Source organism: Methylocystis sp. H62, assembly GCF_015709515.1.
In the GTDB taxonomy this organism is placed as follows: domain Bacteria; phylum Pseudomonadota; class Alphaproteobacteria; order Rhizobiales; family Beijerinckiaceae; genus Methylocystis.
Window position 1 is genome coordinate 16,215 of the sequence record NZ_JADNQZ010000040.1, and the last position, 26,973, is coordinate 43,187.

Genomic DNA, 26,973 nt, shown 5'->3' on the forward strand with positions numbered 1-26,973 from the left:
CAATGATGAACCTTGCCGAATATCGCCGGACCTCAACCCGCCTCGCGGATTTCCTGCCCTGGGCCGCGCTCGCGGGCGAGGGCATCATCCTCAACAAGGACGGCAGTTTCCAGCGCACCGCCCGCTTTCGCGGTCCAGACCTGGATTCCGCGGTGCCGGCCGAACTCGTCGCCGTCGCCGGCCGCCTCAACAACGCCTTCCGCCGCCTTGGCTCGGGATGGGCCATTTTCGTGGAGGCGCAACGCCATGGCGCCGGCGCCTATCCGGCGAGCCGCTTTCCCGAGGCCGCGTCCGCCCTGGTCGATGCCGAGCGCAAGGCCGATTTCGAGGAAGACGCCTCGCACTTCGAGTCCAGCTACTTCCTGACCTTCGTCTACCTGCCGCCGGCCGAGGACGCCGCCCGCGCCGAAGGCTGGCTCTATGAAGGCAAGGCCGATAACGGTCTCGACCCTCATGAGGTGTTGCGCGGCTTCGCTGACCGCACCGACCGCGTGCTTCAGCTCATCGAGAACTTCATGCCGGAATGCGCATGGCTCGATGACGGCGAGACACTGACCTATCTGCATTCAACCGTCTCGACCAAACGCCATCGCGTGCGCGTGCCCGAGACGCCGATGTATCTCGATGCGCTGCTGGCCGATCAGCCGCTCACCGGCGGACTGGAGCCGCGTCTCGGCGACACGCATCTCCGCATCCTGACCATCGTCGGTTTTCCGACCGCGACCACGCCCGGGCTGCTCGACGATCTCAACCGGCTCGCCTTTCCGTATCGCTGGTCGACGCGCGCCGTCCTTCTCGACAAGACCGACGCCACCAAACTGCTCACCAAGATCCGGCGGCAGTGGTTCGCCAAGCGCAAGAGCATCATGGCGATCCTGAAGGAGGTGATGACCAACGAGGCGTCGGTGCTCGTCGACACCGATGCGGCGAACAAGGCGGCGGACGCCGACCTCGCGCTCCAGGAACTCGGCGCCGACTATGCCGGTCAGGCCTATGTCACCGCGACGGTCGCCGTCTGGGACGCCGATCCACGCATCGCAGCCGAAAAGCTGCGTTTGGTGGAGAAGATCGTTCAGGGCCGCGACTTCACCGCGATGGCGGAGACAATCAACGCCGTCGACGCCTGGCTTGGCTCGCTGCCGGGCCATGTCTACGCCAACGTCCGGCAACCTCCGATCTCGACGCTCAATCTCGCCCACATGATTCCGCTGTCGGCGGTGTGGGCGGGGCCGGAACGGGATGAGCATTTCGGGCAGCCCCCCTTGCTATATGGCAGGACCGAAGGCTCGACCCCGTTCCGGTTTTCCCTTCATGTCGGCGACGTCGGTCACACGCTCGTCGTCGGACCGACCGGCGCGGGGAAGTCCGTGCTGCTGGCGCTGATGGCGCTCCAGTTTCGCCGCTATCCGGGCTCTCAGGTGTTCGCCTTCGATTTCGGCGGCTCGATTCGCGCTGCCGCGCTCGCTATGGGCGGCGATTGGCACGATCTCGGCGGCGGGCTGACCGAGGGCGCGGCCGACAGCGTCTCACTGCAACCGCTCGCCGGGATCCACCACGCGCCGGAGCGCGCGTGGGCGGCGGATTGGATCGTCGCGATCCTGCAGCGCGAGGGCGTGACGATCGCGCCCGAGGTGAAGGAATACATCTGGACGGCGCTGACCTCGCTGGCCAGCGCGCCAGTCGGCGAACGCACGCTCACCGGACTCGCCGTCCTCCTTCAATCGAACGACCTCAAGCAGGCGCTTCGGCCCTATTGCGTCGGCGGCGCCTATGGCCGGCTGCTCGATGCCGAGAGCGAGCATCTTGGCGAAGCCTTTGTGCAGGCGTTCGAGACCGAGGGCCTGATCGGCACGGACGCCGCGCCGGCGGTGCTCGCCTATCTCTTCCACCGCATCGAAGACCGCCTCGATGGCAGCCCCACGCTGCTCATCGTCGACGAGGGCTGGCTGGCGCTCGACGATGAGGACTTCGCTGGTCAGCTCCGCGAGTGGCTGAAGACACTGTGCAAGAAGAACGCCTCCGTCATCTTCGCCACTCAGTCGCTTTCCGACATCGACAGCTCGGCGATCGCGCCCACCATCGTCGAGAGCTGCCAGACCCGCCTGCTGTTGCCGAACGAGCGCGCGATCGAGCCGCAGATCACCGCGATCTACCGCCGCTTCGGACTCAACGATCGCCAGATCGAAATCCTCGCCCGCGCGATGCCGAAGCGCGACTACTACTGCCAATCCCGGCGGGGCAACCGGCTCTTCGAACTCGGTCTGTCCGACGTGGCGCTGGCGCTCTGCGCCGCTTCCTCGAAGACCGATCAGACCGCGATCGAGCGCATCGTGGCGGAGCACGGCCGCGAAGGATTCCTGCCGGCCTGGCTGCGTCTGCGCGGCGTCGCCTGGGCCGCCGACCTCATCCCCAACCTTAACAACCTTGAGACACAGCCATGATCTTCCGTCGCTCACGCGCGGCGCTTCTTTCCGCGTCGATTCTTTCCGTCCCCCTGGCGATGTCGCCAGTGATGGTTCAGCCGGCGTCCGCGCAATGGGTCGTCTACGACCCGACGAACTACGTGCAGAATGTTCTCTCCGCCGCTCGGGCGCTGGAGCAGATCAATAATCAGATCACATCGCTTCAGAACGAAGCGACGATGCTGATCAACCAGGCGCGCAATCTTGCGAGCCTGCCTTACTCGTCGCTTCAACGGTTGCAGCAGTCCGTGCAGCAGACTCAGCAACTCCTCAGCCAGGCGCAGCGCCTCGCCTACGACGTCCAGCAGATCGACCAGGCCTTCACCTCCACCTACGGCAAGGCGTCGATGACCGCGTCGGACCAGCAGCTTGCGGCGCAGGCGCGCGAGCGCTGGCAGAACACGGTCGGCGGCCTGCAGGACGCCATGCGGGTGCAGGCCGGCGTTGTCGGCAACATCGACACCAACCGCGCCGAAATGTCAGCACTCATCGGCCAAAGCCAGGGCGCGACCGGCGCCTTGCAGGCGGCGCAGGCCGGCAATCAGCTCCTCGCGCTCCAAGCCCAGCAGCTCGCCGATCTCACAGCCGTCGTCGCTGCGAACGGACGGGCTCAAGCACTGACCGAAGCGGAGCGCGCGGCGGCTGCCGAGCAGGGTCGCGAGCAGCGCCGCCGCTTCCTGGCGCCGGGCGCCGGCTATCAGCCCGGCAACGCTCGCATGTTCCCGAATGGCAACTAAGGCCCCTCAAGAGGATCGCGTCATGGACGGCAAGCTCTTGGCCCGCCTCGGCGCCGTCGTCTTCGTCGCCGTCGCCGTCACTGCGACGGCGATCGAGATGACCCGGAAAGAGGAAGAGCCGCCCGCGCAGGCGTCACGGCCAAGCGAAGACATGCCGGCCGATCCGCTGCGCGACGCGCAGCGGCGGTGCCAACTGCTTGGCGAGGCCGCCGCGCGCGATGCCGAATGCCTGCGCACTTGGGCCGAAACACGCGACCGATTCCTCGGCGTTACGCCCGCGCCAGCGCGGACGGCGCCGCAGCACGACGACGGGCGGTGATCCATGGGCGGCACCGGAGTCATCGACCAATTCCTAGAGGTCTTCACCCGCTACATCGACAGCGGCTTCGGCCTGCTCGGCGGCGAGGTGGCGTTCATCGCCACCACGCTGATCGTCATCGATGTGACGCTGGCCGCGCTGTTCTGGTCCTGGGGCGCCGACGACGACATCATGGCGCGCCTGGTCAAGAAGACACTCTTCGTCGGCGTCTTTGCCTACATCATCGGCAACTGGAACAACCTTGCACGCATCGTCTTCGAGAGCTTCGCGGGGCTCGGCCTGAAGGCGTCGGGCACGGGATTCACCGTCGAAGATCTCATGCGCCCAGGCCGCGTCGCGCAGACCGGCCTCGATGCCGCCCGCCCGCTGCTCGATTCCATCTCCAACCTGATGGGCTGGATCGCCTTCTTCGAGAACTTCATCCAGATCGCCTGCCTGCTGTTCGCCTGGGCGTTGGTGCTGCTCGCATTTTTTATTCTCGCCATCCAGCTCTTCGTCACCCTGATCGAGTTCAAGCTGACCACTCTCGCCGGTTTCGTGCTGATCCCGTTCGGCCTGTTCGGCAAATCCGCGTTCATGGCCGAACGCGTCCTCGGCAACGTCATCTCAAGCGGCATCAAGGTGCTGGTCCTCGCCGTTGTCATCGGCATCGGCTCGACCTTGTTTTCCCAGTTCACCGCCGGTTTCGCTGGCCAGACGCCGACGATCGACCAAGCCATGGCGATCGTGCTCGCCGCGCTGTCGCTGCTCGGACTTGGAATCTTTGGTCCCGGCATCGCCAACGGCCTCGTCTCCGGCGGTCCGCAGCTCGGCGCAGGCGCGGCGGTCGGAACCGGACTCGCGGCGGGCGGGGCGCTGGTCGCGGCGGGCGCGGCGGGTGGAATGGCCCTGCGCGGCGGCGCCGCCGCTCTTTCCGGAACCGCTGCGGCCGCACGCGGTGGCGCGGCGATGGCCGGAGGCGCTTCGACTGCCTACAGCCTCGGCGCCGCCGGTCAGTCGGGCGCGTCCGCTGTCGGTTCGGGACTCGGCGGCGTTGCTCGCGCCGCTGGCGCGGCCGCCACCTCACCGCTACGGCGCGCGGTCGGCCGCGCAGCAGACGGCATGAAATCGACCTTCTCCGGTGGCGCCAAATCCGCGTTCGCCGCCACGGGCGGCACGTCGACCATGGGCACGATCGGCGGAAGCGCAGCCGAGGCTGCGCCGTCAACGTCCGCCGACGGCCCGCCGGCCTGGGCCCAGCGCATGAAGCGCTCTCAGGCCTTGAGCCACGGTGTGACGGCCGCCGCCCACGCCGTTCGCGGCGGCGACAGCCATGGCGGCGGCTCCTCCATCAACCTCTCTCAAGGCGATCGCTGATGTTCAAACGACCTTCTACTCACTACGGCAAAGCGCCAGAACCCGAGACGCCATACCAGCGCGCGGCTCAGGTCTGGGACGAGCGCATCGGCGCCGCGCGCGTCCAGGCGAAGAACTGGCGCTTCATGGCGTTCGGCTCGCTAGTCCTGTCCGCCAGCTTCGCGGCCGCGCTGGTCTGGCAATCGGCCCGCGGAACGATCGTGCCTTGGGTTGTGCAGATCGACAGGCTCGGCCAGGCCCAGGCGGTCGCACCGGCGGTCGCGGACTATCGTCCGACCGATCCCCAGATCGCCTTTCATCTCGCGCGTTTCATCGAGCAAGTTCGCTCGATTCCGTCCGACGCCATCATCGTTCGGCAGAACTGGCTACGCGCCTACGATTTCACGACCGACCGCGGCGCGCTGGCGCTCAACGACTATGCGCGGTCGAACGACCCCTTCGCCAAGGTCGGCCGTCAGCAGATCGCCGTCGACGTCTCCAGTGTCATCCGGGCTTCGCCCGACAGCTTCCGCGTCGCCTGGGTCGAACGCCGTTACGAGAACGGCCAGCTCGCCGAGACGACCCGCTGGACCGCCATCCTCACCATCGTCGTGCAGGTGCCGCGCAACGCCGACCGGCTGCGCGCCAACCCGCTCGGAATCTACGTCAACGCCATCAACTGGTCACGGGAGCTTGGGCAATGAAGCCGTCTTTCCGTAAAGCCGGAAACCCGGCTTTTCGCACTTCCGCACTTGCGATTTTGCTTTGCACGTCGGCGCTCGCCGGCTGCGCCACGGCCAGCAGGCCGCCGGAGATCTCCTATGACAACGCCGTGCCGGCGGCGCTGAGCGCCGATCCGCCCGCTCCCGTGCGCGTGGTCGAAATTCCGAGGCCGCTCCCGCTGCCCGGACAATTGCAGCCAGTTGAACCGGCGCGCCGAACACCGGAGCCGACCGACCCCACGGCGCGCGTCAACCAGGCCAATACCGCTGCGCGCGTTCAGCCGGTCCGCGACGGCTTCATCAATGCCATGCAGGTTTATCCCTATACAGGCGGCGCGCTCTATCAGGTCTACACAGCCGTCGGCCAGATCACCGACATCGCGCTTCAACCGGGCGAGCAACTGGTCGGCTCCGGTCCGGTCGCCGCCGGCGACACTGTGCGCTGGATCATCGGCGACACATTGAGCGGTTCGGGCGCGACTAGCCAAATCCACATCCTGGTGAAGCCGACCCGCGTCGATCTGATGACGAATCTCATCATCAACACCAATCTGCGCACGTACCACATGGAGCTGCGCTCCACCGAGCGCACCTATATGGCTTCGGTGTCCTGGCTGTATCCGCAGGATCAACTCATCGCGCTGCGGCGCCAGAACGCGCAGGCTGAGGCCAGCAGTCCCGTCGCCACCGGCGTCGACCTCGCCAACATCAATTTCCGTTATGCCGTCGAAGGCGACCGCGCGCCGTGGCGACCGCTACGCGCCTACGATGATGGCCGCCAAGTCTTCATCGAGTTTCCCCGCGGCATCGGTCAGGGCGAAATGCCGCCGCTGTTCGTCGTCGGTCCGGAGGGCAACACCTCCGAACTCGTGAACTACCGCGTCCGCGCCAACTACATGATCGTCGACAGGCTGTTCGCCGCCGCCGAGCTGCGCTTTGGCGCCGGCGACCGCCAGAAGCGCGTCCGGATCGTCCGCACCGATGGGAGGCCGGCGTCGTGAGCGAGCCCGATTCCCGGAAAGAGGAAGATGACGCGCCGCTGACAGGCTCGGCTGGCGACGCGGCCACGCCGATGCGGCTGCGTGCCGAAGCGCCGCGCGTTACGCGGCTGTCGCGCAAAGTGCTCACCGGCATTGCTCTCGTCGCAAGCGTCGGCATCGGCGGGGCGCTCATTTATGCGCTTCAAACACGCGACGGAGGCAGGTCCGCCGAAGAACTTTATTCGACAGACAATCGATCGACCGCCGACGGCCTTGCCGGATTGCCACGCGACTACAGCGGTGTTCCCCAGCTCGGTCCGCCGCTCCCGGGCGACCTCGGGCGACCCATTCTGGGCGCGCAAAATCGTGGCCAGCCGCTGCCGAACCAGCCCAATCCCGGCCTGAGCACGGAGGAGCAGCGGCGCCTGCAGGAGATCGAAACCGCTCGCGTCAGCAGGCTTTTCAGCGGCGCCGAGAACCGGCCGATGGCTTCGACGGCCCCCGGTGCTAAGACGATTGCGCCGCCGCCGCCGCCGGATCTCACCGGCCTCGGCCTTGCGCCGCCGCCCGCCACGCCATCGGCGCAGGATCGCCAGCTTGCCTTCCTCAACGCGGCCGCCGATCGGCGCACGATCGCACCGGATCGCGTCGCCGCGCCGGCGTCGCCTTACGTCCTTCAGGCGGGCGCCGTGATCGCGGCGGCGCTCATCACCGGCATCCACTCGGATCTCCCTGGCCAGATCACCGCACAGGTGACGGAGAACATCTACGACAGCCCGACGGGCCGCATCCTCCTTGTGCCCCAGGGCACCCGCGTTGTCGGTCAGTACAACAACAGCGTCCAGTTTGGTCAGAGCCGTGTGCTGCTCGTTTGGAACCGGCTGATCTTTCCGAACGGGCGCTCGATCGTGCTCGAGCGTCAGCCCGGCGCCGATGCGGAGGGTTATGCCGGTCTTCAGGATGGCGTCGACTATCACTGGTGGGAGCTGGCGAAGGCGGCGGGACTGTCCACTTTGCTGAGCGTCGGGGCCGAACTCGCCACCAACGACGACGACCGCCTGATCCAGGCGATCCGCAACGGCGGGCAGGACACCATCAACGATGCCGGCCAGCAGATCGTGCGCCGCCAGCTCAACATCGCGCCGACGCTCACGATCCGGCCGGGCTTTCCGGTTCGAGTCATCGTCACCCGGGATTTGGTGCTCGAACCTTACGGAGGCTGATCGATGGGCAAGCTAAAGCTCGGACCGCTTGAAGACGACAAGCCGGTCAAGATTTCGGTGGAGCTTCCCGGGGCCCTTCACCGCGATCTCCTCGCTTATGCGGAAATCCTTGGCCGCGAAAATGGGCAAGCTGTCGAGCCCGCCAAGCTGGTCGCACCGATGATCGCGCGCTTCATGGCGACGGACCGGGGCTTCACGAAGATGCGCCACGGGCCCCGTTCCCGTTCGCAACCGGCGGGCAGCGCTCCTCCAAGAGGCGAATGAAGTTCCGGAGCGCCGCATTTTCGTTGCCGTCTCGCCAATAGGCCCGATACCCAATCCGGGTCGAGCCATTGCCGTCGCGCGCCTCGCGGTAGACGACGCCGGCATGGCTGGCGCCCATGCTTGCCTCGCACATGATGCTAACGCCGCGACCTGCGCCAACCAGGCTCTTGATATTTTCCGGGCTCACATCGTGCCGGACGACATCGGGCAGGTCGCCGGGCGAGGAGAGCTTGGCCACGAGGATGTCTTGGATCTCCGGACCTGGATCGCGCTCGCTGAGCAGGAAGCGTTCGCGCTTCAGGTCCGTCCAGTAGATGATCTCGTTCGCGGCCAGCGGATGATTCTCGGGCAAGGCAACGATGATGCGCTCACTCCACAAGGCCATCGAACGATTGCAATCTGAAGCCCGCTCCCCCGTGACCACGGCGATGTCGACGGTGCCGTTCTGAATTCCGTCGAACAAACGCGAGCGCGACCCTTCGACCGTGCTGATCTCGACCTGAGGAAATCGACGGCCATACTCGACGAGGCTCGCCCTGAGATTGCCGGCCGATAGCGAGGTGTAGAAGCCGATGGTCAAATACCCGGCCTCGCCGCGGGCGACGGCCTTCGCCCCGTCGACGACGATCTGCAGTTCATTAAGTACCCGGCGAACGCTGTTGACAAAATCCCGGCCTGCCGCAGTCGGCCTGACGCCCGCATGCGTCCTTTCGAACAACGTGACGCCGAGTTGGTCTTCAAGGTGTCTTACTCGTCGGCTGAGATTGGACTTTTTCAGGGCGAGCGAATCCGCTGCTCTGCGAAAACTCCCGCACCGTTCAGCAGCTTCGACATATCGCAGATGCTTGAGGTCAATCGGCATTTTCGCTGCAGCCCTCTGATGGCACGGCCTCCCGCAACCTGTTGGACCAGTTGCATCCGCGGGCCGATCGGGTGCCGTAGCGACGGGTCATGTAATCTGCTTGCGCTCGATCCACTTGACCGCATCCTTGCCTTCCCACCCTGATGTTGCATCTGGCGCAACGGGAAAACGTCATCCGCGGGCAGGTCATTGCCTGCCGTATGCTGCGAGGAATACGCGCACGCCATCTGCAGCATGTCGGCGAAGCTCTGCCTGCTTTGGAATCGCCTCGTCTCCCAAAAGCATGGCTTGGTTCAAAGGGGCGGACATGATCAGCCAGTTGAACTGGGACGCCGCGACCAATGGATCATCGATCACGAGCAGTCCACGATCGGCCAGACGTATGAACAACGCCGCGAGTGCTTCCAGCGCGCGGGCAGGTCCGCGTTCGTAGAGAACCCTCGCCAATTCCGGGAAGCGGCTGACCTCACCAATGACCAGGCGGCGCAGCTGCATAATTCGTGGCGTCAGCACCACCGTGAGCTGACGATACGCATAGTTCAGCAGATACTCGGCGAGATCCTTCCCCTCGCCTATGTCCGGCATTTCGTTGAGGACCTTGCCACTGGCTTCGTCGGTCATGCTGGTCACGATCTCGACGAACAGCGCCTCCTTGCTCGCGAAATGCTTGTAGACGGTTTGCTTCGACACCGCCGAACGAGCGGCGATTTCGTCCATGCTGGCGCCGAGATACCCGCCTGTGAGAAAAACTTCCGTGGCAGCGTCAAGGATTGCTCGACGCTTCCGCGCGGAACGGTGCGAGCCTTCAACCCCTGCCATTAGGTCTGCTGAAGCCGCCTTGGTCATGGAACCTCTACCCCTCCCGCCACCGAGAACCTAGTTGTGTTGACTAGTGGTACTAGACAGTCTAGTTCTATGCAAGGCTGCCGGTGCCTGTTATCCGGATCGCTCAGAACCGAGCAGGAGAACTGACATGTTGAAGCGCAGGTTTTTGCTGGTCACGGCCACAGCGGGGGCACTCCTCTCAGTCGCCCCCGGCTTGGCCCAAACCACTGAGGCTGCGGGCGAATCCTGCTCCTCGCCTCAATCAGCAGGAGACATTGCTATGACGCACACCACCAGATCGTCCACGCAGAAAGTGCCGGGCGCTAGGATCTATTTTGAAATGCGGGGAACCGGCCCCATCCTGCTGATCATCCCCGGCGGCCCGCAGGATGCCGGCGTATTCGCCGACCTTTCGCGATATCTCGCCGACCGCTACACGGTTGTGGCCTACGACCCGCGCGGCAACTCCCGCAGCACCTTCGACGGCGAGCCCGAGGAATTGCAACTCGATGTGCAAGCCGACGACGCCGCGGCGCTGATCGGAGCGCTTGGCTGCGGGCCGGCCTATGTGTTTGGAACCAGCGGTGGCGCGCAGATCGGGCTTAACCTCGCGGCCCGCCATCCAGAGCTGGTGCGCGCACTGGTGGCGCACGAACCCCCGAGCATGATGTTGTTACCCGACCCGTCAGAAGCGGTAGCCGGCTCGCAGGGTCTTTACGACACCTATCGTCGCGACGGCGTCGATGCCGCAATGGCGCAGTTCTTTGCCGACAACGGCCTGGCGGACGAAGCGGACCGGGGCGAGGCGCCACCGGAGTTCGCCATCTCCCCAGAAGCGACGGAGACGTTTGCCCGGGTCAGCGGAAATTTTGAGTACTGGCTCGCCTATGGCGTCATGCCGCTCTCCCTCTACCGTCCCGACGTCGATGCGCTGCGCGCGGGCAAACCGCGTGTCGTGGTGGCCATCGGCGAACAGTCCGCCGGGCAACCCATCGAAGGCATGGGAATGGCGCTGGCCGAGAAACTTGGAACCGAGCCGGCCCGCTTCCCCGGCGACCATATGGGCTTTGGCCCGCACGCCGACACCTTCGCCGAGACCCTGGACCGGGTGTTCAGCGGCGAATGACCATCTGTCACGACGAGTAAGAGAACCACCATGCATATCCAGTTCGCCGAGCTGCCCGTATTCGATCAGGACCGCGCCAAAAAGTTCTATACCGACCATTTCGACTGCCAGATCGCCGCCGACGAGCCCATGGGCAAGGACGGGTGGCGATGGATCGAACTTAAATTTGCAGGCGCTGAAACCACGTTGCATTTCCTCAGGCGCAAAGACGATGCGCCGTCCGAAGAGCCCGTCCTGGTGTTGGTGGACGACAACGTCGAAGCGATTGTCAAAACCCTGAAATCGAAGGGTGTGGAGATCATCACCGAACTACAAGAGGCTCCCTACGAGCCGGGACGTACAATCGCGGAGTTTCGGGACAGCGAGGGCAATCGCATGCTGGTCAGTACAAGCGGGAATTTCATGTAAATGTCCGATGGCTCAAGCGGAAACGTCGAGCTCAAAGCGACCGGCACTCCCATATGCTCTTAGCACTCGTGCTCCTAGCCTCCGTTGGTGCTGGCATCGTCGGCGGAGTGTTCTTCGCCTTCTCGACCTTCGTGATGAAGGCGTTGTCTGAGCTGTCGGTTCCAGCGGGTGTTGCTGCTATGCAGCGCATCAACGTCGTTGTGATCAACCCGCTGTTCATGGCTGCCTTTCTCGGAACAAGCTTGCTCTCAATTGGATGTGCCGTCTCGTCCATCACACCCTGGAACGGTACGCCTTCCGTTCTGCTGCTCGCTGCGGCTCTCTTGTATTTGGTCGGATCGCTGGGCGTCACCCTGTTCTTCAACGTGCCTCGCAATGAGCGGCTCGCTCGCTTGACCAGCGGGTCGCCTGAGGCGGCAGCCTACTGGCCGAAATACTTGCACGAATGGGTGCGCTGGAACCATGTGCGCACCTTCGCCTCGGTTGCCTCGGCAGCTTGCAGCGCGGCAAGCATGGCTGTGCTGTAGCCTAGCGAGAATGACGCCTAATATACGTTTGGCATTGGTTAATGATGAGGAGCGACACGATGGACGAAACCCTATTCAAGGAACTCTCGGCGGTAGAAGAGGCATTTAATCGAGCGGTAATCTCGAATGATGTTGCTGCGATCTCATCCTGTATTTCCGAGGACTGGACGTTGGTGACACCAGAGGTGGGTCCGGTATCCAGAGACGGTTTCCTGCACGCAGTCGGGCAAGGCATTCTGAGCCACGACAGCATGACCAAAGACATTTTACGCGTCCGTGTCTATGGAAACGTCGCAGTCGTTACTGGGCGCGGTCGCAACACGGGCATATTCAAGGGCGCGCCGATCAGTGCAGACGAATGGATAACGGATGTCTACGTAAAGACAGGTGACAGATGGATATGCACGCTGACTCATTTGACGCCGGTTGCCTCTTGATGCCCAACCCTGCGCTCTAGCCGACCCGCTACAGCGTGCTTTGCACGCTTGCGCGGTCAGCTGAGCTTGAACGTTGGGCATCACTGAACAGGAGTAACTAATGTCCGGCCCTCAAAAGACCTCTGCGACTGCTTCGTGCTCGTGCGGAAGCGTTGAGCTCGAAGCGATTGGCGCTCCCATCACAAGCGTCGTCTGCTACTGCGACAATTGCCAGGAAGGCTCTCGGCAAATTGAAGCGTTGCCGAACGCAGGATCCGCTCGCGATCCCGATGGCGGGACCGCATACGTTCTCTACCGGAAGGATCGCGTTCGTTGCTCAAGAGGAGCCCAGCTATTGCAGAGTTACAAGATCACAGAGAATTCGGCCACGAACCGCCTCGTCGCCACCTGCTGCAATTCAGCCATGTTCCTCAACTTCGAAAAGGGGCATTGGCTTTCAGTGTACCGAGCACGGTTTCAGGGAGATGTCCTGCCCTTGCAGATGCGCATCCAAACAAAGTCTAAGCCCGAGAACAACGACGTTCCGAGCGACGTGCCCAGTTACCCGGCGTTCCCCCTCAGGTTTATGGCGAAGCTCCTTGCTGCCCGGATTGCAATGCTGATTCATCGATGAGCCTGGATCGTGGTGTCAACACCAGCCCCCGAAACCCTGCACCGGGCGTTCAGCGGCGAATGAGCGCTCACCGCGAGGTGACGCAACGATGCCAACTCTAAAATGGGACTATCTGAAGTGGCTGTGGCGAAACCTCAAAAGGTCGAAATCGAAAATGTTCTGTCTCCTGGGCGCATCGTTCGTGTCGATGCTGATAAGTACGGTGCCATGAAGCAGGCCTTTCTCAAGGTTCTTCCAAAAAAAACACCGGGCATGACAGCTGCGGAAATTGGAGAGGCCTTGCTTCCACATCTCCCCGATGAATTGTTTCCGCAAGGCGCCAAGGCCGGCTGGTGGAAGAAGGCGGTTCAACTCGACTTGGAGGCGAAGGGCGTCATTGCACGAGAGGCGACCAAACCACTCCGCTGGCACAAGCGATGACATAGGCTGCTGGTGTCGCGTGCTTCGTGGATATCGTTTCTCAGCGGATCGTCGAAATGGCGTGGTGCTTATTCACTGGTGGCTCGAAGCCGGCACGCGCCTTCGCACCGTTCGTGCGGCCTACTCCTCAAAGCAACCTGTGGCGTCACGATCGCGGTCGTATCGTCTCGCGAGCGGAAACGGCGGCAGCCATGACTCGCGACGGATGGTCCAGAGCTCATAGGTTGGCATCAGTAGGTCAGGGGCATCCAGGGATCCCAGGTTCACTTCGATTTCGTCTGCGGTGCGCGCGAAAACGGACGAGCCGCAGCGCGGACAGAAAAACCGTCCAGCGTAGTCGCGTGCTTCTCCATTGATCGTGACAGCATCCCGAGGGAACACTGCGGAAGTGTGAAACAGGGCCCCATGATGTTTGCGGCAGTCGAGGCAGTGACAAAGACCAACCCGGTATGGGGGGCCCGATGCCACAAGTCTAACGTCGCCGCACAGGCAACCGCCGGTGAATCGTTCCATGCTTCGACACCTCGAAAATCAAGCGGTGGCTACCTTCGGTTGGCCTTTGGGTCCGACTAGTTTGTGCTGAGGTGAGAACGTCCGCAACCGGCGAAAAATGCTTCGTTGCGCGCCGAGTCCGGAATGCCTGCCAACAGGCGGGAACTGCCGGCTGGTCGCGCCGGGCGGGCCGTTGTTTCGCTAACCGCAGGATTCTCTGGTTTCGCCGGAGAGGCGCAACTCAAGCGCCGCTGCCAGGGCGAGAACCTCCATGTCTTGGCCGGCCCGTCCTACGAGTTGGAGGGATACCGGCAATCCGTCTGCGGCAAATCCGACAGGTATCGTCACGGCCGGAAGCCCAAAGTAGTTCGCGAAAAATACATTCTCGGCGCGTACGCCCATCTCCTTGTTGCTTTCGGCGTCACTGACGGTGGGTACAGGCTCCGCCAATGTTGGCAAGGCCAAAATATCGCAATCTTGGAACAGGAGTTCATTGGAATTGTCCCGGTGACGCGTCACGTTTGCAATGTCGAAGACCGCCAGCTCCAAGGGCGTCGCGACGCTGCCTGCGCACACCGCCAATAATTCTAGTTGCGAGATCGCCGCGTCCATCGCGGGCTGCATCGACTTGTGCCAGTGGGCTGTCGATACGCGCGCGACCTTCATCGCCGTCACCCGCATTGACAATGCCTGGCTTGTCAACGCCGATAGCAGCTGTGCGATATCGGCGACCGAACGGGCTTGAAGCGCTACGTGTGCGGAAGTCAAGATTGTCTCATCCGCGGGCTGGTCTGCGAGAATTCCTTCCCCGGAGAGAAGACCGTAGGTTGGCTTAAAACCGGTGATACCACAGCAAGCGGCGGGAAGCCGGGCCGATCCAGCTGCGTCCGTATCGATACTGGCAAAGACCAGGCCTGCCGAAATCGCCGCCGCGGAGCCAGCTGACGAACCGCCCGGCACATGCTCCGGCCAACGCGGGTTGCGGACCACTCCAAAATCGCTGGCAAGCCCCGTCGTGCCGCGTCCGAAAGCGTCCATGTTCGATTTGCCGAGGATGGTCGCTCCAATGTCTTTCACCCTGCGCACGATGGCCGCATCAGATTTTGGAACTCGCTGTACGAAATGGCGGAAGCCAGCAGTTGTCGCCGTGTCGGCGGTGTCAAAGAAATCCTTTACGGCGATTGGAACGCCATCGACCACGGAGAGAGGAGTGCCGGCCGCGTATCGCCTAGCAGACGCCTCGGCGCTTTCAAGCGCGCTGTCGCGCATGATCGTGATGAAGGCGCGACTTTGATCATTCTCGGCCTCAGCGCGGTGCAGCGAGGCGTTCGTCAGATCAACAGGATTGAGCGCGCCGTGAGTATAGGCGGCGTTGAGTTCCGCCAGTGTCGAGGGGGTGTTCGTCATATTGGTCGCTGCACTCCGTGATGGAAGTTTGTCATGTAGCTTGATTGCGGACGAGCCACTTGGCCGCGTCCTTTCCGACCCAGCTTGATGGGACATCCGGCGAACGCGCCAAATCTCTCGCCACCGCAAGCGCGGCCTGATTGAGCGAAGGGTTTCGTTTGCCGATGGCCTTCAAGGCCATGCTCGCGGCTTGCTTAACCAGGCGTCGATCATCGCTCGCTTCGCGTTCTACCAGTGACAATGCCCGGACAAATGGCTCGTCTGCCGCAGACTTGTCATGCAAGCTCAGAGCCCAAAGGAGTGCAAAGCCCGCGCGCTTGACGAACTCGCTGTCGCTGGCGGCCCATTTCCAAATCTTTGCCCAAGTGTGCGGCGTGTGGTCAAACAGCTTAAAACAAACGGTGTCGCAGATCCCCCAATTGTCGAAGTCGTTGCACCAACGCTCCATCTGAGCGGAAGTGACAAGCGCCGGATCATCGATCATTGATGCCACCATTCGCGCCTCGTATCAGCCGGTCTCCCACAGCGCCAACGCCAAGCGATGGTTTACGCCAATGTCCTTGGCGATCGCCAGCATATCGCGCATGGCGACGCCAAGCGCCGTTTTCGTTTGGATGCCGTATCGCGCTGACATTGCGTCACGAACACTTTTACTTCTGACGCGTTCGAGTGACGCGAGCACGGTCCGAGCACCGACATTTTCCAGGCGCGCGATCATCGAACTTGCGGCGCGAGTCATACCTTGAGCGGCCGGTTCAACTCCGTGCGCCAGTTCGCCGGGTCGGGGGTCGATTGCGGTCCGACGGAATAGAGTTCCCAAAGGCTCTCCGCCTTCTCGTGCCCGTTTGCCTTCAGCCATGCGTCGAATTCGCCCCAGGCCGACGGGAGACCTTCGTAGGGACCGCTGTAAATCGTGCGCGCCACTTTTGCGGCAGGAAGCTCGCCCGGCTTCATGCGCCCAGCCGCTTTCACCGGCGCCGAGACTTTCACGCCCAGTTCGAAATCGAACGTGTCCGGGCTCATCTTCAGATGATGCGCGAACACCGCGCCGACCGGCTCCACGCCTTGTGCGGCGAGTGCCGCCATCAACTCGCCGACGGCGGGGCCGAACACTTTCATCATCTCGTTGCGTGGAACAGTGAGACGAATGACGGCCGCCATCTGAGCCGTGGTCTGGATGATCAGTGGTGCGGCGAGCATTGTTATCACTCCTTCGTGACATGTGGACGTGAATTGGGGCGTCAAATCATGACATCGAGCCGCACGTAGCCCGCTTCCATCCCGTGCTCCATACCGGTCGCGAGCATCGCGGTGCGCGCCGCCGCATCGGGAAACGCCATCCGCATGGTCATCAGCGTGCCGGCGCCGGCGGCTTCAAAGCGCGTCTCGACCTGGTATTCCGGCGTCGGGTCAGGCCAATACATGCGTTCCACATGCACAATGCGGCTGAATGGCTCAAGCGCGATGAACTGGCCCGTTTGATAGAAGCCGCCGCCTTTGCCGTCTGTCCATTCGTAGCGGATTTTGCCGCCTGAACGCGCCTCGCAGATGCAAACGGGCATGCTCCAGTCATCGGACCCGACCAACCATCTTTGGATGAGCTTCGGCTCGGTATGGGCGCGATAGACGGCCTCGGGGGAAGCCGCGAAGCGCCTCACAACGACGACGTGCCGGTCGCCTTCGGCCTTCACTGTAACCTTGCTCATCGTTTCGATTTTCGCTTCTTGGGTTTCATTCCAGCCAGCAGCAAGGGCCTCAATCGCATCCTCATCATCTTGCCCGAACATCTTCATCATCTCGCTGTGCTTGCTCAAGATAGCGGGCCATATTGGCCAGCGAACCAGCGTGTCCAGCCTCTGTGTTTTTAATCATGTCGTCGCCGACAAACGAGATGACCTGAGCAGTTACTTTCACCTTCGTGGCGTGGCCATCGGGTACGAATTCAGTGGTCGTGATGTTCACCGCGAGGGGCTTCGCGTCCTCATTGATCGTCTCAACCGTGACTACACACCGCTCAGGCACGATATTGAGGTACCGCGATTCAACGCAGAATCGAGGGTCGTCCTTTGCTCCGCATCGAGCGACATCTCGGCCGCCGACACGAAAATCTGCCTCCTCGTAGTTAAACACAGCCCTATCAGTGGGGGCCGCCCAACTGGTTCGCTCCTTTGCGTCAGCGAATGCGGCGTAGGCGCGTCCGACAGGCACATTAATCGCCTGTTCGACGACAACGGTGCCGTGATGTACGGGGGATGCAGCGAGCATTGTTGTTACCTTCGTGCGGTGAGGATACGAATTGAGGAATCAAGCCATGGCCTCGAGGCGCGCGTAACTCGCTTCCATGCCGTGCTCCATGCCGGTGGCGAGCATCGCGTCGCGCGTCGCGGCGTCGGGAAGCGTCATGCGCATGGTCATCAGCGTGCCGGCGCCGTCGGCTTCGAAGCGCGTTTCGATGTGGTTGTCGGGCGTGACGTCCGGCAGATGCATCCGCTCGACGTGAACGATGCGGCTGAACGGCTCCAGCGCGATGAACTCACCCGTGAGGTAGAAGCCGCCGCCTTTGCCGTCTGCCCATTCGTAGCGGATTTTACCGCCGGAACGCGCCTCGCAGATGCAAGCAGGCATGCTCCAGCCTTCGGGTCCGAGCATCCAACGCCGGATCAGCTTCGGCTCGGTATGGGCGCGATAGACCGCCTCGGGCGAAGCCGCGAAGCGCCGGACAACGACGACATGCCGGTCGCCTTCGGTCTTCAGCATCAACTTGCTCATCGTCTTGCCTTTCGTTTCTTGGGTTTCATTCCGGCCAGGACGGCGTCGAGCCGGTCGTAGTTCTTCGCCAAGGCTTGGCGCAGCGTGCCCAGCCATTGATCGATCTCATCAATCGCCGAGGGCGCCAGTCGGCACGGGCGTTTGGTGCCCTCGATCCGGCGGATGATCAGCCCGGCCCCCTCCAACACCTTTAGATGGCGCGAGATAGCCGGCTGAGTCATGTCGAACGGTTCGGCCAGCTCCATCACCGTCGTCTCGCCCAAGGCGAGACGGGCAAGGATCGCCCTGCGGGTCGGATCGGCCAGCGCCGAGAAGGTGGCGTCGAGATTCTGCATGCCGCGACTTTCGTTATATAACTTCTTTATTATATAACGAGAAGGCCAGTGTCAAGCCCCTTTCGCGGACGCCGGCAATTGCGCTGCACGCCTCGCCGGCGGAATTATCCCACAGCACCCGGTTCGGACCGCCGTCGCCGTAGCCAGGCTCTTCCTCTGCCACCATCCGCGCGGGCGTGATCGCGGGCACTACGACAGTTGAAATTGGCCCCTGGTGTCGGCGAAGATGCAAACCACGAGTTCTCGATTTCGCTACTCCCTGCTACGCCGAAGCCCTCGAAGATGCGCAAACGTGACCGGGAGCGGGCGGAGGCGCTACGCCTCGCCGCCGGGCCGAAGCCGTCGCCGAGGGACCACGCAATCAAGTCCATGATCCGAAAAGGCTCTCCTGGGTATGACTGATCGATCCTATGCCGCCGCCGCTTCCCGCCTGCGTACGCTGCCGAGGCCGGGAGACGGCAATCCGATGCAGGCGCTCGTGCATGCGGCGACGCTCGCCGCCTCGAGCCACAATACGCAGCCCTGGAGCTTTCGCATCGACGCCGACGCGATCACAATCTCCCCCGACTTTTCGCGGCGCTGTCCCGTCGTGGACCCCGACGACAGCCATCTGTTCAAGAGCCTTGGATGCGCGGCCGAGAATCTCGCGGCAGCGGCGCCCGCTTACGGACTGGCGCCTGACATTAGAATTGAATCCGATGGACGTGTCGTCGTTGGCCTGACCAAAACCGCAATCCAGGCGGGAGCGAGTGCCCTCAAAGCCATCGCCGAACGCCAGTGCACCAAATCCCCTTATGACGGCAGCGCGCTCGCTCCGTCCGACAGCAGCGCGATAGAGTCTGCGGGCATGGGCATTGGCGTCCGTGTGCTGCTCATCGACGACGCGAAGCTCAAGGAGACAATTCTCGACTGTGTGAACGAGGGCAATCGCACACAACTTTCCGATCCAGCCTTCCGGCGCGAACTCATTCACTGGATCCGCTTTAACGACGCCGCCGCGATCGGCACAGGTGACGGCCTCGGCGGACGGCCGAGCGGACAGCCGCAACTGCCGGCCTGGCTGGCAAAGCCGCTGATGGGATTTGTACTTACTCCGAAATCCCAGATGGCGAGGGACACCGAGAATCTCAGATCCTCCGCCGGCATCGCCGTGTTCATCGGCGAGCGCGATAACGTGCAAACCTCGATCGAGACCGGTCGGTCGTATGAGCGCTTCGCGCTGGCGGCCACCGAGCGCGGCATCCGCAATGCTTTCATTAACCAGCCGATCGAAGTCCGGCGCTTGCGGCCCCAATTGCATGCGGCGCTCGGCCTCAAGCGCAACGAGGTCGCGCATCTGATGGTTCGCTACGGCCGCGGGCCGCTTGCTCCCTACAGCCTTAGGCGGCCCATTACAGACGTGCAAAGCAAATGACCGATCTTCCGGTCGATACGGCGTTCGCCGATGACTTCCTCCGCCGCCTACACAGTGCGGTCAATGCGCACGATCCGTACGCCATTGCCGAACTCTGCGCCGAGAACGTGATCTGGGACGATCCCGCAGCGCCGCAACCATTGTGCGGCCGGGAAGCGGTGCGCCGATTCCACGAGGAGATCATGTTTCCGGCGCTTCCCGATGTGCAGGTTGAGTTGATGGACGGTCCCTATCTCTCCGCCAAGGGCGATGGCTTTGCTGTTCGGCTGCGGATATCGGGAACGATGATGGGTCCGCTCACGCCGCCCGGCTTCGCGCCGACGCGGGGGCGGCTCTGTTTCGAAACAGCGGAATTTTCAACCCTTCGCGACGGCCTGCTATCTCGGCACACAGTCGTTCTCAACATGCTGGACCTCGCCCGTCAGATCGGCGCCGTTCCGGAGGCGGGCACCTTTGGCGCACAGCTCGGTCTCTGGATGCAGCACGTTTCGGCGTTCTGGGAGCGCGCAAAACGCAACTGATATCGCCTGGACAGAAATGGGCTTGCTCAATGAACTGGTTGTTCGCGACACTTTTCTTGCTCCTGCTCGGCCTTCTTGGCCTTGCCAGTTGGCGGTGGCTGGACCGGAGGGCCGATGATCTCGCCAGGAAGCGCCTGATGAAGGTAGCCGGTCCTGCTGCTGCAGCCTTCGATCCGGCCATGATCGAAGGGCTCCCGGAACCGGCGCAGCGCTATTTTCTTTACATGATCGAACCTGGGGCGCCGCTCCGCCGCGCGGTCGAGATCGAGATGACCGGCGAAATCGAGTTCGGCACGAAAGAGAGGCCGGACTATCGGCCGATGTCGGCCCGCCAGATCCTCGCCCCTCCCCATGGCATGGTCTGGCGCGCGAAAGCAGGATCTATCAGCGGGTCTGATGGCGCGACACCGGACAGTTCGTGGACGAGGTTCTGGCTGTTTGGGCTGGTCCCGGTTGTTCGCGTGAGTCGCAATGACGACCATCGCCGCTCGGCCTTTGGCAGAGTCATTGCTGAAGCGGCGCTCTGGGCGCCTGCCAGCTTGCTGCCAGGGGAGAATGTCACATGGGCGCCTCTCGATGCGACGAGCGCGCGCGCCATTGTGCGCTTCGGAGAATTCACGCAGGCAGTCGATATCACCGTCGCCGAAGACGGCCGGCCGATCCGCAGTCTTATCCAGCGCTGGAGCAACGAAAACCCCGACAAGGTCTTTCGCGAGCAGCCTTTTGGCGGCGATATGTCAGAGTTCAGGACGTTCGGCGGCTACCGCCTGCGACACGGGTCGAGGGCGGCAATCATCTCGGCACGGACGCGTATTTTCCCTTCTTCAAGGCGAATGTGACGGCGATCCGCTTCCCGGCGGCGGAGGATGCGCCATGAGCGCCGCAGACCTTGGCATCATCGGACTCCAGATCGTCCTGCCGCTTGCGCTGCTCGTATGGTTCGGATTCGCTCCAATCAGGAGCACGCTCGGACACTGGCTTCAATTCGCAAGCACAGGCCTTGCGTTGATCGCCTTGTGCTTTGCGCCGCCCTGGCTCGCGCTGCCCTGGTGGACGCCGGTTGCATATCTCGCCATCTGGTTCTCGACCGTTCTTGTTCATATCATCAGCCGACGGATTTCCTCGTCGCGCGGTTTTCCCAGCCGGGCATCGGCATGGGCGTCTTTGGTTTTGTTCGGTCTGCTTGGCATGTTGAGCGGCGTCGTGAGCGTCACTGCGCTCTCGGGCCGTTGGGCGCACGGTGGCGCCGCGATTGATCTCGCCTTTCCGTTGGGTCCGGGCGTCTATCTGGTGGCGAACGGCGGATCGCGCGACATCGTGAACGCCCACTTCCTGACGCTCAATCCGGCGACTGAGCGCCAGCGCGCCTATCGCGGCCAATCCTACGGCGTCGATCTGGTGAAGCTCGGCGGCTTTGGGCTACGAGCGCCAGGTTGGCGCCCGCGCGAACCGGCCCGCTATGAAATTTTCGGTGAGCCGGTGCTGGCGCCATGCGCAGGCGCCGTGCTGTCCGCCGGCGACGGCATGCCGGACATGCCCGTGCCTGAACAGGACCGATCCCGGCTTGAAGGCAATTATGTCTTCCTCGACTGCGACGGCGTCGGCGTTCTCCTCGCGCATTTCCAAAACGGCAGCCTGCGTGTGGAAACCGGCGACCGGGTCGTGGTCGGCGAGCAGGTCGCCCTGGCTGGAAACTCGGGGCAATCAGGCGAACCGCACTTGCACATTCATGCCCAAAGGCTTGCGGACAATGCGGCGATGTTCTCGGGCGAGCCGCTGTTCATCAGCTTCGATGGTCGCTTTCCGGTGCGCAACGACCGGATTGCGGTCTCGACCCGATGAACGCGGTGTCAAGTTGACGCTCTGCGGCTTCGTTCAATGCGGAGACTCGAATGAATAGGAGCGAGGTGCTGACTTTTGGCAGGCGGATCGGTACAGGTCTGGCCTTCGTCATCTTCCCGTTGGTGTTCATCTTCGCCTTTGCGGTTCATCCAGGGTTGTTGAATCCTCGCCTGCTTGGTCCAAAGGAACTCATCCTAAGAGGGCGCAACAATGATCTTCTGCAATTCGCGCACGCCCTGGTCACTCTGAACACGGCGCTCCTGGTGGTGATCGCTCTACACTTCATGAGGTTGTTAGATCGAGGCCCCCACGGTCGGCCAAGGATTACGACCGGCATTTGCCTTTCTTCGCGTAGCAGACGAGCAAGCGCGGCCTTAACCACGGGGGCGATCTGCAATCAGTCGTAGTAGCTCTGGCGTGCCTCGGATGCTCGCGGCGGCATTCGCGCCCCAAAGGCTGGAACATCATAGCGCTCCAGCGGAATCGTAGTTGTCAGTTTCGTCTACGCTGGGGCGCCAAATACCGCCGAACCTGCGATTTCCCACGTAAGCCAAACACGGCTTGCCGTCGCAAGCGCCGCAATCAGTTTGGATCGGAGGTGCAGGGCGATACCGGCAGCGCATAGCCGCGCCAGCGCGCCGCGCGCGCCAGTATCGCGAAGGCTGTCTTCTGAAGCCAAATGGGTGGACCCGCCAAATAAAGGTGATCGTGGTAGACATCGAGAACCAATGCAATGAGCAGGAGCTTCGGATCTCCTTTGGCGGAGAACCATTGGGGCCTTTGCTGGGTCAGCATGGCGAAGTTGCGGAAAAAGCGCAGATGTTGTTGAGGCGGAAAAAAGGACACGGTGGCTTTCATCGCTTCTGCGCTCGCATTGGCGAAGTAATGGGGTGTGCCGCGTGGAACGGTGATGGTCTCACCGGCTCCGACGAAATGCTCCTTTCCCGCCATGATGACCTTCAAACGCCCGGAGGACACCGCGAAAGTCTCGTCGGCCAACGGATGCACATGGATCAGCGCATTGCCTCCGCCGGTTCCGCCTTCGCCTAGGACGACGTCGAAACCAAGATGGCCGGATTCGTCCGGCGCGCCCGAAAAAACGAAGGTTTCGTTGTTGAACGTGTTCTTGATGACCGTGTCTCGGCCGATCATGCGCATCTCCAATTCTGCCGACGCCACTTGCCGCCTGGCCGGATCGCTCTCCGTCATTCGGTCTTTCCCTGTGCAAGCGCAGCTGCCCGTTCCAGGCTGATGCTTTCGACGAGAGGGTCGGCGTGCCGATGGGCCAGCCGCCATTCAGTGCCCTCGCGACGATAGACCAGAGTGACACGCAGCGGCCATTCCTGCGCGGGAAGTCCCCCGACCTCGACATTCTGCCGTTCAATGACGGCAAGGACGACGATTTCGGCCGAGCCGTAGGCCTGCACCAGCTCCTGCTCGAATGTGCCGTTCCTGAAGAACCGAGCCATCGCCTCCATGCGCTCGTTCGTCATGTCCGAACCGAGTGTCGGCGCGCCTCCGAACGGGGACATCAACGTGAAGTCGTCCGTGTAGGTAATCAGCGCGCGGTATCCGCCGAGATCGCCGCGCATGAGCGCCGCGTGCGCGGCGGCGGACCGACGGATCAGTTCGGCGACATCGTCGGCAGTTGCAGGCGCCGCGAGGGCGGGGGCTGGAAATCCCACTGAGCCCGCGATTTCCAACGTAGCGAGGCACCCTGCGGCGGCGAGAATTGAACGTCTTGATTGCGACACGGAGTGACTCCTGATCCTGATTTTCCATTGCTGCGCGGCCGTTTCGTGCCGTGCGTTCGGTTGAAATCGCACTTCCATTACGCTGAATCAAATGATACGTTTTACACGATATGCTGAACAGAATTAACCTTTCGCGAGCCGATCTCAATCTGCTCGTACTCTTCGAGGCCGTTCTGGAAGAGCGTCACGTCGGGCGCGCCGCCGACAGGCTAAATCTGACGGCTTCGGCTGTGAGCCACGGGCTCGGCCGGTTGCGCCGGCTTCTCAACGACCCGCTGTTTCTGCGAACACCCAAGGGCGTTGTACCCACAGCCCGCGCGACCGAATTGGCTTTTCCGATCGCTGACGTTCTGAGCCGGACAAGGAGCATCCTTTCGACGGCCGCGCCGTTCGACCCAGCGATATCCACGCGCCGATTCACGATAAGCGCCCCGGACGGTTCCGCTTCCGTGTTTTTGCCCGCGCTTTTGGCCAAACTCCGGCAGGCCGCGCCGGGCGTCGACATCAGCTTGCGTCCACTGATGCCAACGAAAGGGGAGCCGTCGCCCGAGCGCGCCTGGCAATCCGCCTGCGCCGAATTGGAGGCGGGGGTGATGGATATCGCCGTGATCCCCTTGGATGGCGCGCCGGTGCGTTTCCATAGCCGGACACTCTACGAGGAAGATTTCGTCATCGCGGTGCGCGCCGGACATCCCTTCGCGGAGGATCCGACGCTTGAACACTATTGCAACGCACTGCATTTGGTGGTCTCGGCCACCGGTGATCCCGAGGGCTTTGTAGATACCGCGCTGGCCCGTGAAGGTCTTTCGCGGCGGATCGCGCTGACGGCTCCAAACTTCATGTTCGCCCTCGCCATCATCGCCGAGACCGATCTGATTTCTGCCGTACCGAGGAGGCTCGCGACCATTCACGCGGTGCGCTTTGGTATCGTGGGGGTGGACTCGCCGTTGCCGCTGAGGCGATTCCGACTCAACGCCGTCGCTTCCAAGGCGGCGATGATGGACGCAGGCGTGGCGTGGCTTTACGATCTGCTCTCGGAAGACGAGCAAGGCACATCGAAACCCTCCGCCCGTGCGCGATCACGAAAACAGCAGCGGTAATTTCAGTTTGTATGCCACCCCGGAGGCTCTCACACGTCGCGCTGGATCGAATGATCGGCGGTATGCCAAGTGCATCGCCTGCGGAGCGATCCTTCAAGTGGTCGTAGTAGTCTCGGCGAACCTCGGATGCTCATGGTGGCGCCTGCGGCCCGAAGGCTGGAATATCAGAGTGCTCCAGCGGAAACGTAGTTATCAGTTTCATCTACGCTGGGGCGCCATTTGCGTATAAAACTGCGAACACCCTTGCCGATTTGTTCTCCGGCGATGACGGCCTGTTCGAGGCTGGCCTTGGAGCCATGGATGCGGAAGTGGCATAGGCTTGGCGGCTGGGAATGCGCGCGGTGAAGGCCGCAGGGATCGGATTCTCGCAAGTTGCGTGGCCGAGAAAGAGCGAATAATCGTTAGGTTTTCGGCAAAATCATCGCAGTGGAGTGTGGCCATGAGCGTTTTTGGAGGCGAGCGTGCAAGGTTCGGATCAACTGCCGGCGTTCGTGTGCTGAAGAAAAGCGAAAGAGTGCGAACGTTCACGCGACACGACTTGCGAGCGGCGATTTATCATTGTTGCCCAACGCTGTCCCGTGCCGAGGCTCGAAGGATTTTCAATGAGACCTTCGATGAGCTGTCCGACGCGCTTGTTCGCGGCGAACCGGTCAAGCTGCGCAATTTTGGAACGTTCAACCTCCGCGCCAAGCGACAGCGCACCGGGCGCAACCCCAAGACCGGGGTGGAGGCGGTGATTAGCGCTCGCAGGGTCGTGACCTTTCGCCCGTCGCCGGCGCTACTCACGCGAATAAATCGAGAATCTGCCGACTGCCTTCCCTATTGAGCAACGATCGCTCAAATTCCAATCCCCCGCGCCCGGGTATATTCCCTTGAGATTCCCGAGTCTCGGACGACGCCGCTGATCTGGCGTCCGAGACGATCGTCCATCACCGGCCGCCATGGAACGAGCGTGAACTCATAGGCGTTCTCGATGACGGCGTATTTACCGGAGACCAGGTTTGTCGTGCCGGTGAAGACGCCCGAGACGCGCTCCCCCTCCGCTTTCATTTTGAAGGGGGCGTGCTTGTCCGCCGCCATGGATTTTCCGAAGCGCTCGATCTCGCCCCGCTCCAGTCGACTTACCAAGTCCCCCCGCGCGCGAATGACGTTATCCGGCGTGCGCCTGGCATGACCCATTTCGACGAGTGTCTCTCTGCGCTGTTTCATCGCACGGTCGACCTCGGCGCCAAATCCGGGATCATCGCAGAATCTTCCCAAAATCGTACGCTAAGCCGCATCGAGTAGCTCAGAGCGCGGGTTTCTGAGGGGCCGGAAGGCGTTTTGTAGCGGCTCCGTCGGCCAAACATAGTCCCCCTTGAAGGTGATATGCTCCCAACCGAGCGGCGCGATATGAGCGAGCAAATCCTCACGGACCGGTACTCCACTGGAACGCAGTTCGGCTACGGCGTGGCCGAGGTAGACTGTATTCCAAAGGATGACCGCTGAGACGACCAGATTTAGTCCAGAAGCGCGGTAGCGTTGATTTTCGAACGTCCGGTCGCGGATTTTGCCAAGACGGTGAAAGAACACTGCCCTGGCGAGCGCGTTACGCGCCTCTCCCTTGTTGAGGCCAGCGTTCGTCCGCCGCCGCAGAGCTGGGTCGGGGAGTGGGAAATAGCTGGGGGTCAGGCCGCGAGATGGAATGCGCCCGCTTTCAACCGACCATCGAGCACAGCGGCTCTGGCTTGAAGCACACGTTGCGCGCCGCGCGGCGACCAGCGCATCTGCCACAACTTGTTCATGCGCGCATTGACCAGCGCGTTGACCGCGGACTCTGCTCGCGAGCTCGAAATCGGCAGACCCTTCCAATAGCGCTGACAACAATTGATTACGGAAGCCTGGTTCAATCTTAAGTATGTCGCCAACTCGTCGATGAGCACCAGAAATCGTTTCATTTTTGCGTTGATCTCGTGGGTATGTTCGGAGACGGCGCTGCGAACCCAATAGCTCATCAGTCTGAGCGCGTCGCGGGTCTCGTCAACGTAGCCGCTCCATAGGAAACGACGTAGGCGCGGCACGTCTTGGTCGGCCCCCATC

Annotated in this window: 34 protein-coding genes and 1 pseudogene; 19 read left to right on the top strand and 16 right to left on the bottom strand. The window is 62.5% G+C overall.

The window, feature by feature from the left end; translation table 11 throughout:
* Nucleotides 1-2 precede the first annotated feature (2 nt).
* The 8 genes from trbE to IYY11_RS03035 are packed head-to-tail and all read left to right on the top strand — an operon-like array spanning nt 3 to nt 8,042.
* Complete coding sequence (trbE, locus tag IYY11_RS03000) at nt 3-2,441, top strand: conjugal transfer protein TrbE (RefSeq protein ID WP_196402645.1); 2,439 nt, start codon at nt 3-5, stop codon at nt 2,439-2,441.
* Nucleotides 2,438-3,199: a P-type conjugative transfer protein TrbJ gene (gene trbJ / locus IYY11_RS03005; RefSeq protein ID WP_196402646.1), complete on the top strand. Its 762-nt coding sequence runs from the start codon at nt 2,438-2,440 to the stop codon at nt 3,197-3,199. The genes trbE and trbJ overlap by 4 nt, the downstream gene beginning before the upstream one ends.
* A 22-nt stretch (nt 3,200-3,221) precedes the next feature.
* The gene (gene trbK-alt / locus IYY11_RS03010) at nt 3,222-3,518 is read left to right on the top strand and encodes a putative entry exclusion protein TrbK-alt (RefSeq protein ID WP_196402647.1); all 297 of its coding nucleotides are present in this window, start codon (nt 3,222-3,224) and stop codon (nt 3,516-3,518) included.
* A 3-nt stretch (nt 3,519-3,521) separates the two neighbouring features.
* Nucleotides 3,522-4,874, top strand: a complete 1,353-nt coding sequence (trbL, locus tag IYY11_RS03015; protein WP_196402648.1) for a P-type conjugative transfer protein TrbL — start codon at nt 3,522-3,524, stop codon at nt 4,872-4,874.
* A complete protein-coding gene (gene trbF / locus IYY11_RS03020) occupies nt 4,874-5,557 on the top strand; it encodes a conjugal transfer protein TrbF (protein WP_196402649.1) in 684 nt (227 codons plus the stop codon). The genes trbL and trbF overlap by 1 nt, the downstream gene beginning before the upstream one ends.
* The gene (gene trbG / locus IYY11_RS03025) at nt 5,554-6,576 is read left to right on the top strand and encodes a P-type conjugative transfer protein TrbG (protein WP_196402650.1); all 1,023 of its coding nucleotides are present in this window, start codon (nt 5,554-5,556) and stop codon (nt 6,574-6,576) included. Before trbF ends, trbG begins: the two co-directional genes overlap by 4 nt.
* Nucleotides 6,573-7,778 carry a TrbI/VirB10 family protein gene (locus IYY11_RS03030; protein WP_196402651.1) on the top strand — a complete coding sequence of 402 codons (1,206 nt, stop codon included), beginning with the start codon at nt 6,573-6,575 and terminating at the stop codon, nt 7,776-7,778. The genes trbG and IYY11_RS03030 overlap by 4 nt, the downstream gene beginning before the upstream one ends.
* Nucleotides 7,779-7,781: 3 nt before the next feature.
* Nucleotides 7,782-8,042, top strand: a complete 261-nt coding sequence (locus tag IYY11_RS03035; protein WP_196402652.1) for a DUF2274 domain-containing protein — start codon at nt 7,782-7,784, stop codon at nt 8,040-8,042.
* Here the strand turns inward: IYY11_RS03035 and IYY11_RS03040 are convergent.
* On the bottom strand, nt 7,972-8,904 hold the full coding sequence (locus IYY11_RS03040) for a LysR family transcriptional regulator (protein WP_196402653.1): 933 nt from the start codon (nt 8,902-8,904) through the stop codon (nt 7,972-7,974). The two genes, IYY11_RS03035 and IYY11_RS03040, sit on opposite strands and share 71 nt — an antisense overlap.
* 186 nt (nt 8,905-9,090) lie before the next feature.
* Nucleotides 9,091-9,750, bottom strand: coding sequence for a TetR/AcrR family transcriptional regulator (locus tag IYY11_RS03045; protein ID WP_246719587.1), 660 nt, complete (start codon nt 9,748-9,750; stop codon nt 9,091-9,093).
* Between the two features lie 259 nt (nt 9,751-10,009).
* Here IYY11_RS03045 and IYY11_RS03050 point away from each other — a divergent pair, with 259 nt between their 5' ends.
* The 5 genes from IYY11_RS03050 (at nt 10,010) to IYY11_RS03070 (ending at nt 13,260) form a co-directional block, all read left to right on the top strand.
* Entirely contained in the window at nt 10,010-10,855 is an 846-nt protein-coding gene (locus IYY11_RS03050) for an alpha/beta fold hydrolase (protein ID WP_196402654.1), read from the top strand.
* A gap of 30 nt (nt 10,856-10,885) precedes the next feature.
* On the top strand, nt 10,886-11,263 hold the full coding sequence (locus IYY11_RS03055; RefSeq protein ID WP_196402655.1) for a VOC family protein: 378 nt from the start codon (nt 10,886-10,888) through the stop codon (nt 11,261-11,263).
* A gap of 53 nt (nt 11,264-11,316) precedes the next feature.
* On the top strand, nt 11,317-11,790 hold the full coding sequence (locus IYY11_RS03060) for a DUF1772 domain-containing protein (RefSeq protein WP_196402656.1): 474 nt from the start codon (nt 11,317-11,319) through the stop codon (nt 11,788-11,790).
* A 59-nt stretch (nt 11,791-11,849) separates the two neighbouring features.
* A complete protein-coding gene (locus IYY11_RS03065) occupies nt 11,850-12,227 on the top strand; it encodes a nuclear transport factor 2 family protein (protein WP_196402657.1) in 378 nt (125 codons plus the stop codon).
* A gap of 715 nt (nt 12,228-12,942) precedes the next feature.
* A complete protein-coding gene (locus IYY11_RS03070; RefSeq protein ID WP_210331211.1) occupies nt 12,943-13,260 on the top strand; it encodes a DUF6958 family protein in 318 nt (105 codons plus the stop codon).
* Nucleotides 13,261-13,380: 120 nt separating this feature from the next.
* On the opposite strand, the gene IYY11_RS03075 is transcribed toward IYY11_RS03070, so the two are convergent.
* The 9 genes from IYY11_RS03075 to IYY11_RS03110 all read right to left on the bottom strand — a co-directional run bounded on the left by IYY11_RS03075 (nt 13,381) and on the right by IYY11_RS03110 (nt 18,263).
* A complete protein-coding gene (locus tag IYY11_RS03075; protein WP_196402658.1) occupies nt 13,381-13,773 on the bottom strand; it encodes a GFA family protein in 393 nt (130 codons plus the stop codon).
* A gap of 180 nt (nt 13,774-13,953) precedes the next feature.
* A complete protein-coding gene (locus IYY11_RS03080) occupies nt 13,954-15,255 on the bottom strand; it encodes an amidase (RefSeq protein ID WP_196402659.1) in 1,302 nt (433 codons plus the stop codon).
* On the bottom strand, nt 15,191-15,643 hold the full coding sequence (locus tag IYY11_RS03085; protein ID WP_210331212.1) for a DNA alkylation repair protein: 453 nt from the start codon (nt 15,641-15,643) through the stop codon (nt 15,191-15,193). Before IYY11_RS03085 ends, IYY11_RS03080 begins: the two co-directional genes overlap by 65 nt.
* 24 nt (nt 15,644-15,667) lie before the next feature.
* On the bottom strand, nt 15,668-15,793 hold the full coding sequence (locus IYY11_RS23195; RefSeq protein WP_281431665.1) for a hypothetical protein: 126 nt from the start codon (nt 15,791-15,793) through the stop codon (nt 15,668-15,670).
* A 101-nt stretch (nt 15,794-15,894) separates the two neighbouring features.
* Nucleotides 15,895-16,359 (bottom strand): GyrI-like domain-containing protein, encoded by a 465-nt coding sequence (locus tag IYY11_RS03090; RefSeq protein WP_196402661.1) that lies wholly within the window; start codon nt 16,357-16,359, stop codon nt 15,895-15,897.
* 41 nt (nt 16,360-16,400) lie between these two features.
* Nucleotides 16,401-16,973: an SRPBCC domain-containing protein gene (locus IYY11_RS03095; RefSeq protein WP_246719588.1), complete on the bottom strand. Its 573-nt coding sequence runs from the start codon at nt 16,971-16,973 to the stop codon at nt 16,401-16,403.
* Nucleotides 16,930-17,424: an SRPBCC domain-containing protein gene (locus IYY11_RS03100; RefSeq protein ID WP_196402662.1), complete on the bottom strand. Its 495-nt coding sequence runs from the start codon at nt 17,422-17,424 to the stop codon at nt 16,930-16,932. Before IYY11_RS03100 ends, IYY11_RS03095 begins: the two co-directional genes overlap by 44 nt.
* A gap of 39 nt (nt 17,425-17,463) precedes the next feature.
* Nucleotides 17,464-17,928 carry an SRPBCC domain-containing protein gene (locus IYY11_RS03105; RefSeq protein ID WP_196402663.1) on the bottom strand — a complete coding sequence of 155 codons (465 nt, stop codon included), beginning with the start codon at nt 17,926-17,928 and terminating at the stop codon, nt 17,464-17,466.
* Nucleotides 17,925-18,263, bottom strand: a complete 339-nt coding sequence (locus IYY11_RS03110; RefSeq protein WP_196402664.1) for an ArsR/SmtB family transcription factor — start codon at nt 18,261-18,263, stop codon at nt 17,925-17,927. Before IYY11_RS03110 ends, IYY11_RS03105 begins: the two co-directional genes overlap by 4 nt.
* A 394-nt stretch (nt 18,264-18,657) precedes the next feature.
* On the opposite strand from IYY11_RS03110, the gene IYY11_RS03115 reads away from it, so the two are divergent.
* The 4 genes from IYY11_RS03115 to IYY11_RS03130 are packed head-to-tail and all read left to right on the top strand — an operon-like array spanning nt 18,658 to nt 22,040.
* Nucleotides 18,658-19,677 carry an Acg family FMN-binding oxidoreductase gene (locus tag IYY11_RS03115; protein ID WP_210331213.1) on the top strand — a complete coding sequence of 340 codons (1,020 nt, stop codon included), beginning with the start codon at nt 18,658-18,660 and terminating at the stop codon, nt 19,675-19,677.
* Nucleotides 19,674-20,198: an ester cyclase gene (locus IYY11_RS03120; protein WP_196402665.1), complete on the top strand. Its 525-nt coding sequence runs from the start codon at nt 19,674-19,676 to the stop codon at nt 20,196-20,198. The genes IYY11_RS03115 and IYY11_RS03120 overlap by 4 nt, the downstream gene beginning before the upstream one ends.
* Nucleotides 20,199-20,254: 56 nt before the next feature.
* Nucleotides 20,255-21,037 carry a DUF6544 family protein gene (locus IYY11_RS03125; protein ID WP_210331214.1) on the top strand — a complete coding sequence of 261 codons (783 nt, stop codon included), beginning with the start codon at nt 20,255-20,257 and terminating at the stop codon, nt 21,035-21,037.
* 34 nt (nt 21,038-21,071) lie between these two features.
* Nucleotides 21,072-22,040, top strand: a complete 969-nt coding sequence (locus tag IYY11_RS03130) for a M23 family metallopeptidase (RefSeq protein WP_196402666.1) — start codon at nt 21,072-21,074, stop codon at nt 22,038-22,040.
* 582 nt (nt 22,041-22,622) lie between these two features.
* Here the strand turns inward: IYY11_RS03130 and IYY11_RS03135 are convergent.
* Nucleotides 22,623-23,249: a cupin domain-containing protein gene (locus IYY11_RS03135; protein WP_196402667.1), complete on the bottom strand. Its 627-nt coding sequence runs from the start codon at nt 23,247-23,249 to the stop codon at nt 22,623-22,625.
* Nucleotides 23,246-23,794: a nuclear transport factor 2 family protein gene (locus IYY11_RS03140; protein ID WP_312029690.1), complete on the bottom strand. Its 549-nt coding sequence runs from the start codon at nt 23,792-23,794 to the stop codon at nt 23,246-23,248. The genes IYY11_RS03135 and IYY11_RS03140 overlap by 4 nt, the downstream gene beginning before the upstream one ends.
* Nucleotides 23,795-23,904: 110 nt before the next feature.
* Here IYY11_RS03140 and IYY11_RS03145 point away from each other — a divergent pair, with 110 nt between their 5' ends.
* Both IYY11_RS03145 and IYY11_RS03150 read left to right on the top strand, forming a co-directional pair.
* Nucleotides 23,905-24,894: a LysR family transcriptional regulator gene (locus tag IYY11_RS03145; RefSeq protein WP_196402668.1), complete on the top strand. Its 990-nt coding sequence runs from the start codon at nt 23,905-23,907 to the stop codon at nt 24,892-24,894.
* Between the two features lie 493 nt (nt 24,895-25,387).
* Nucleotides 25,388-25,720: an integration host factor subunit alpha gene (locus IYY11_RS03150; protein WP_312029691.1), complete on the top strand. Its 333-nt coding sequence runs from the start codon at nt 25,388-25,390 to the stop codon at nt 25,718-25,720.
* An 11-nt stretch (nt 25,721-25,731) separates the two neighbouring features.
* On the opposite strand, the gene IYY11_RS03155 is transcribed toward IYY11_RS03150, so the two are convergent.
* The 3 genes and pseudogenes from IYY11_RS03155 to IYY11_RS23665 all read right to left on the bottom strand — a co-directional run bounded on the left by IYY11_RS03155 (nt 25,732) and on the right by IYY11_RS23665 (nt 26,972).
* Nucleotides 25,732-26,154: a DUF3363 domain-containing protein gene (locus IYY11_RS03155; RefSeq protein ID WP_281431666.1), complete on the bottom strand. Its 423-nt coding sequence runs from the start codon at nt 26,152-26,154 to the stop codon at nt 25,732-25,734.
* 9 nt (nt 26,155-26,163) lie between these two features.
* Nucleotides 26,164-26,541, bottom strand: a pseudogene (locus IYY11_RS03160) (Tn3 family transposase); the annotation flags it as partial.
* 20 nt (nt 26,542-26,561) lie between these two features.
* Nucleotides 26,562-26,972, bottom strand: a complete 411-nt coding sequence (locus IYY11_RS23665; RefSeq protein WP_196402688.1) for a hypothetical protein — start codon at nt 26,970-26,972, stop codon at nt 26,562-26,564.
* Between the last annotated feature and the right edge of the window lies 1 nt (nt 26,973).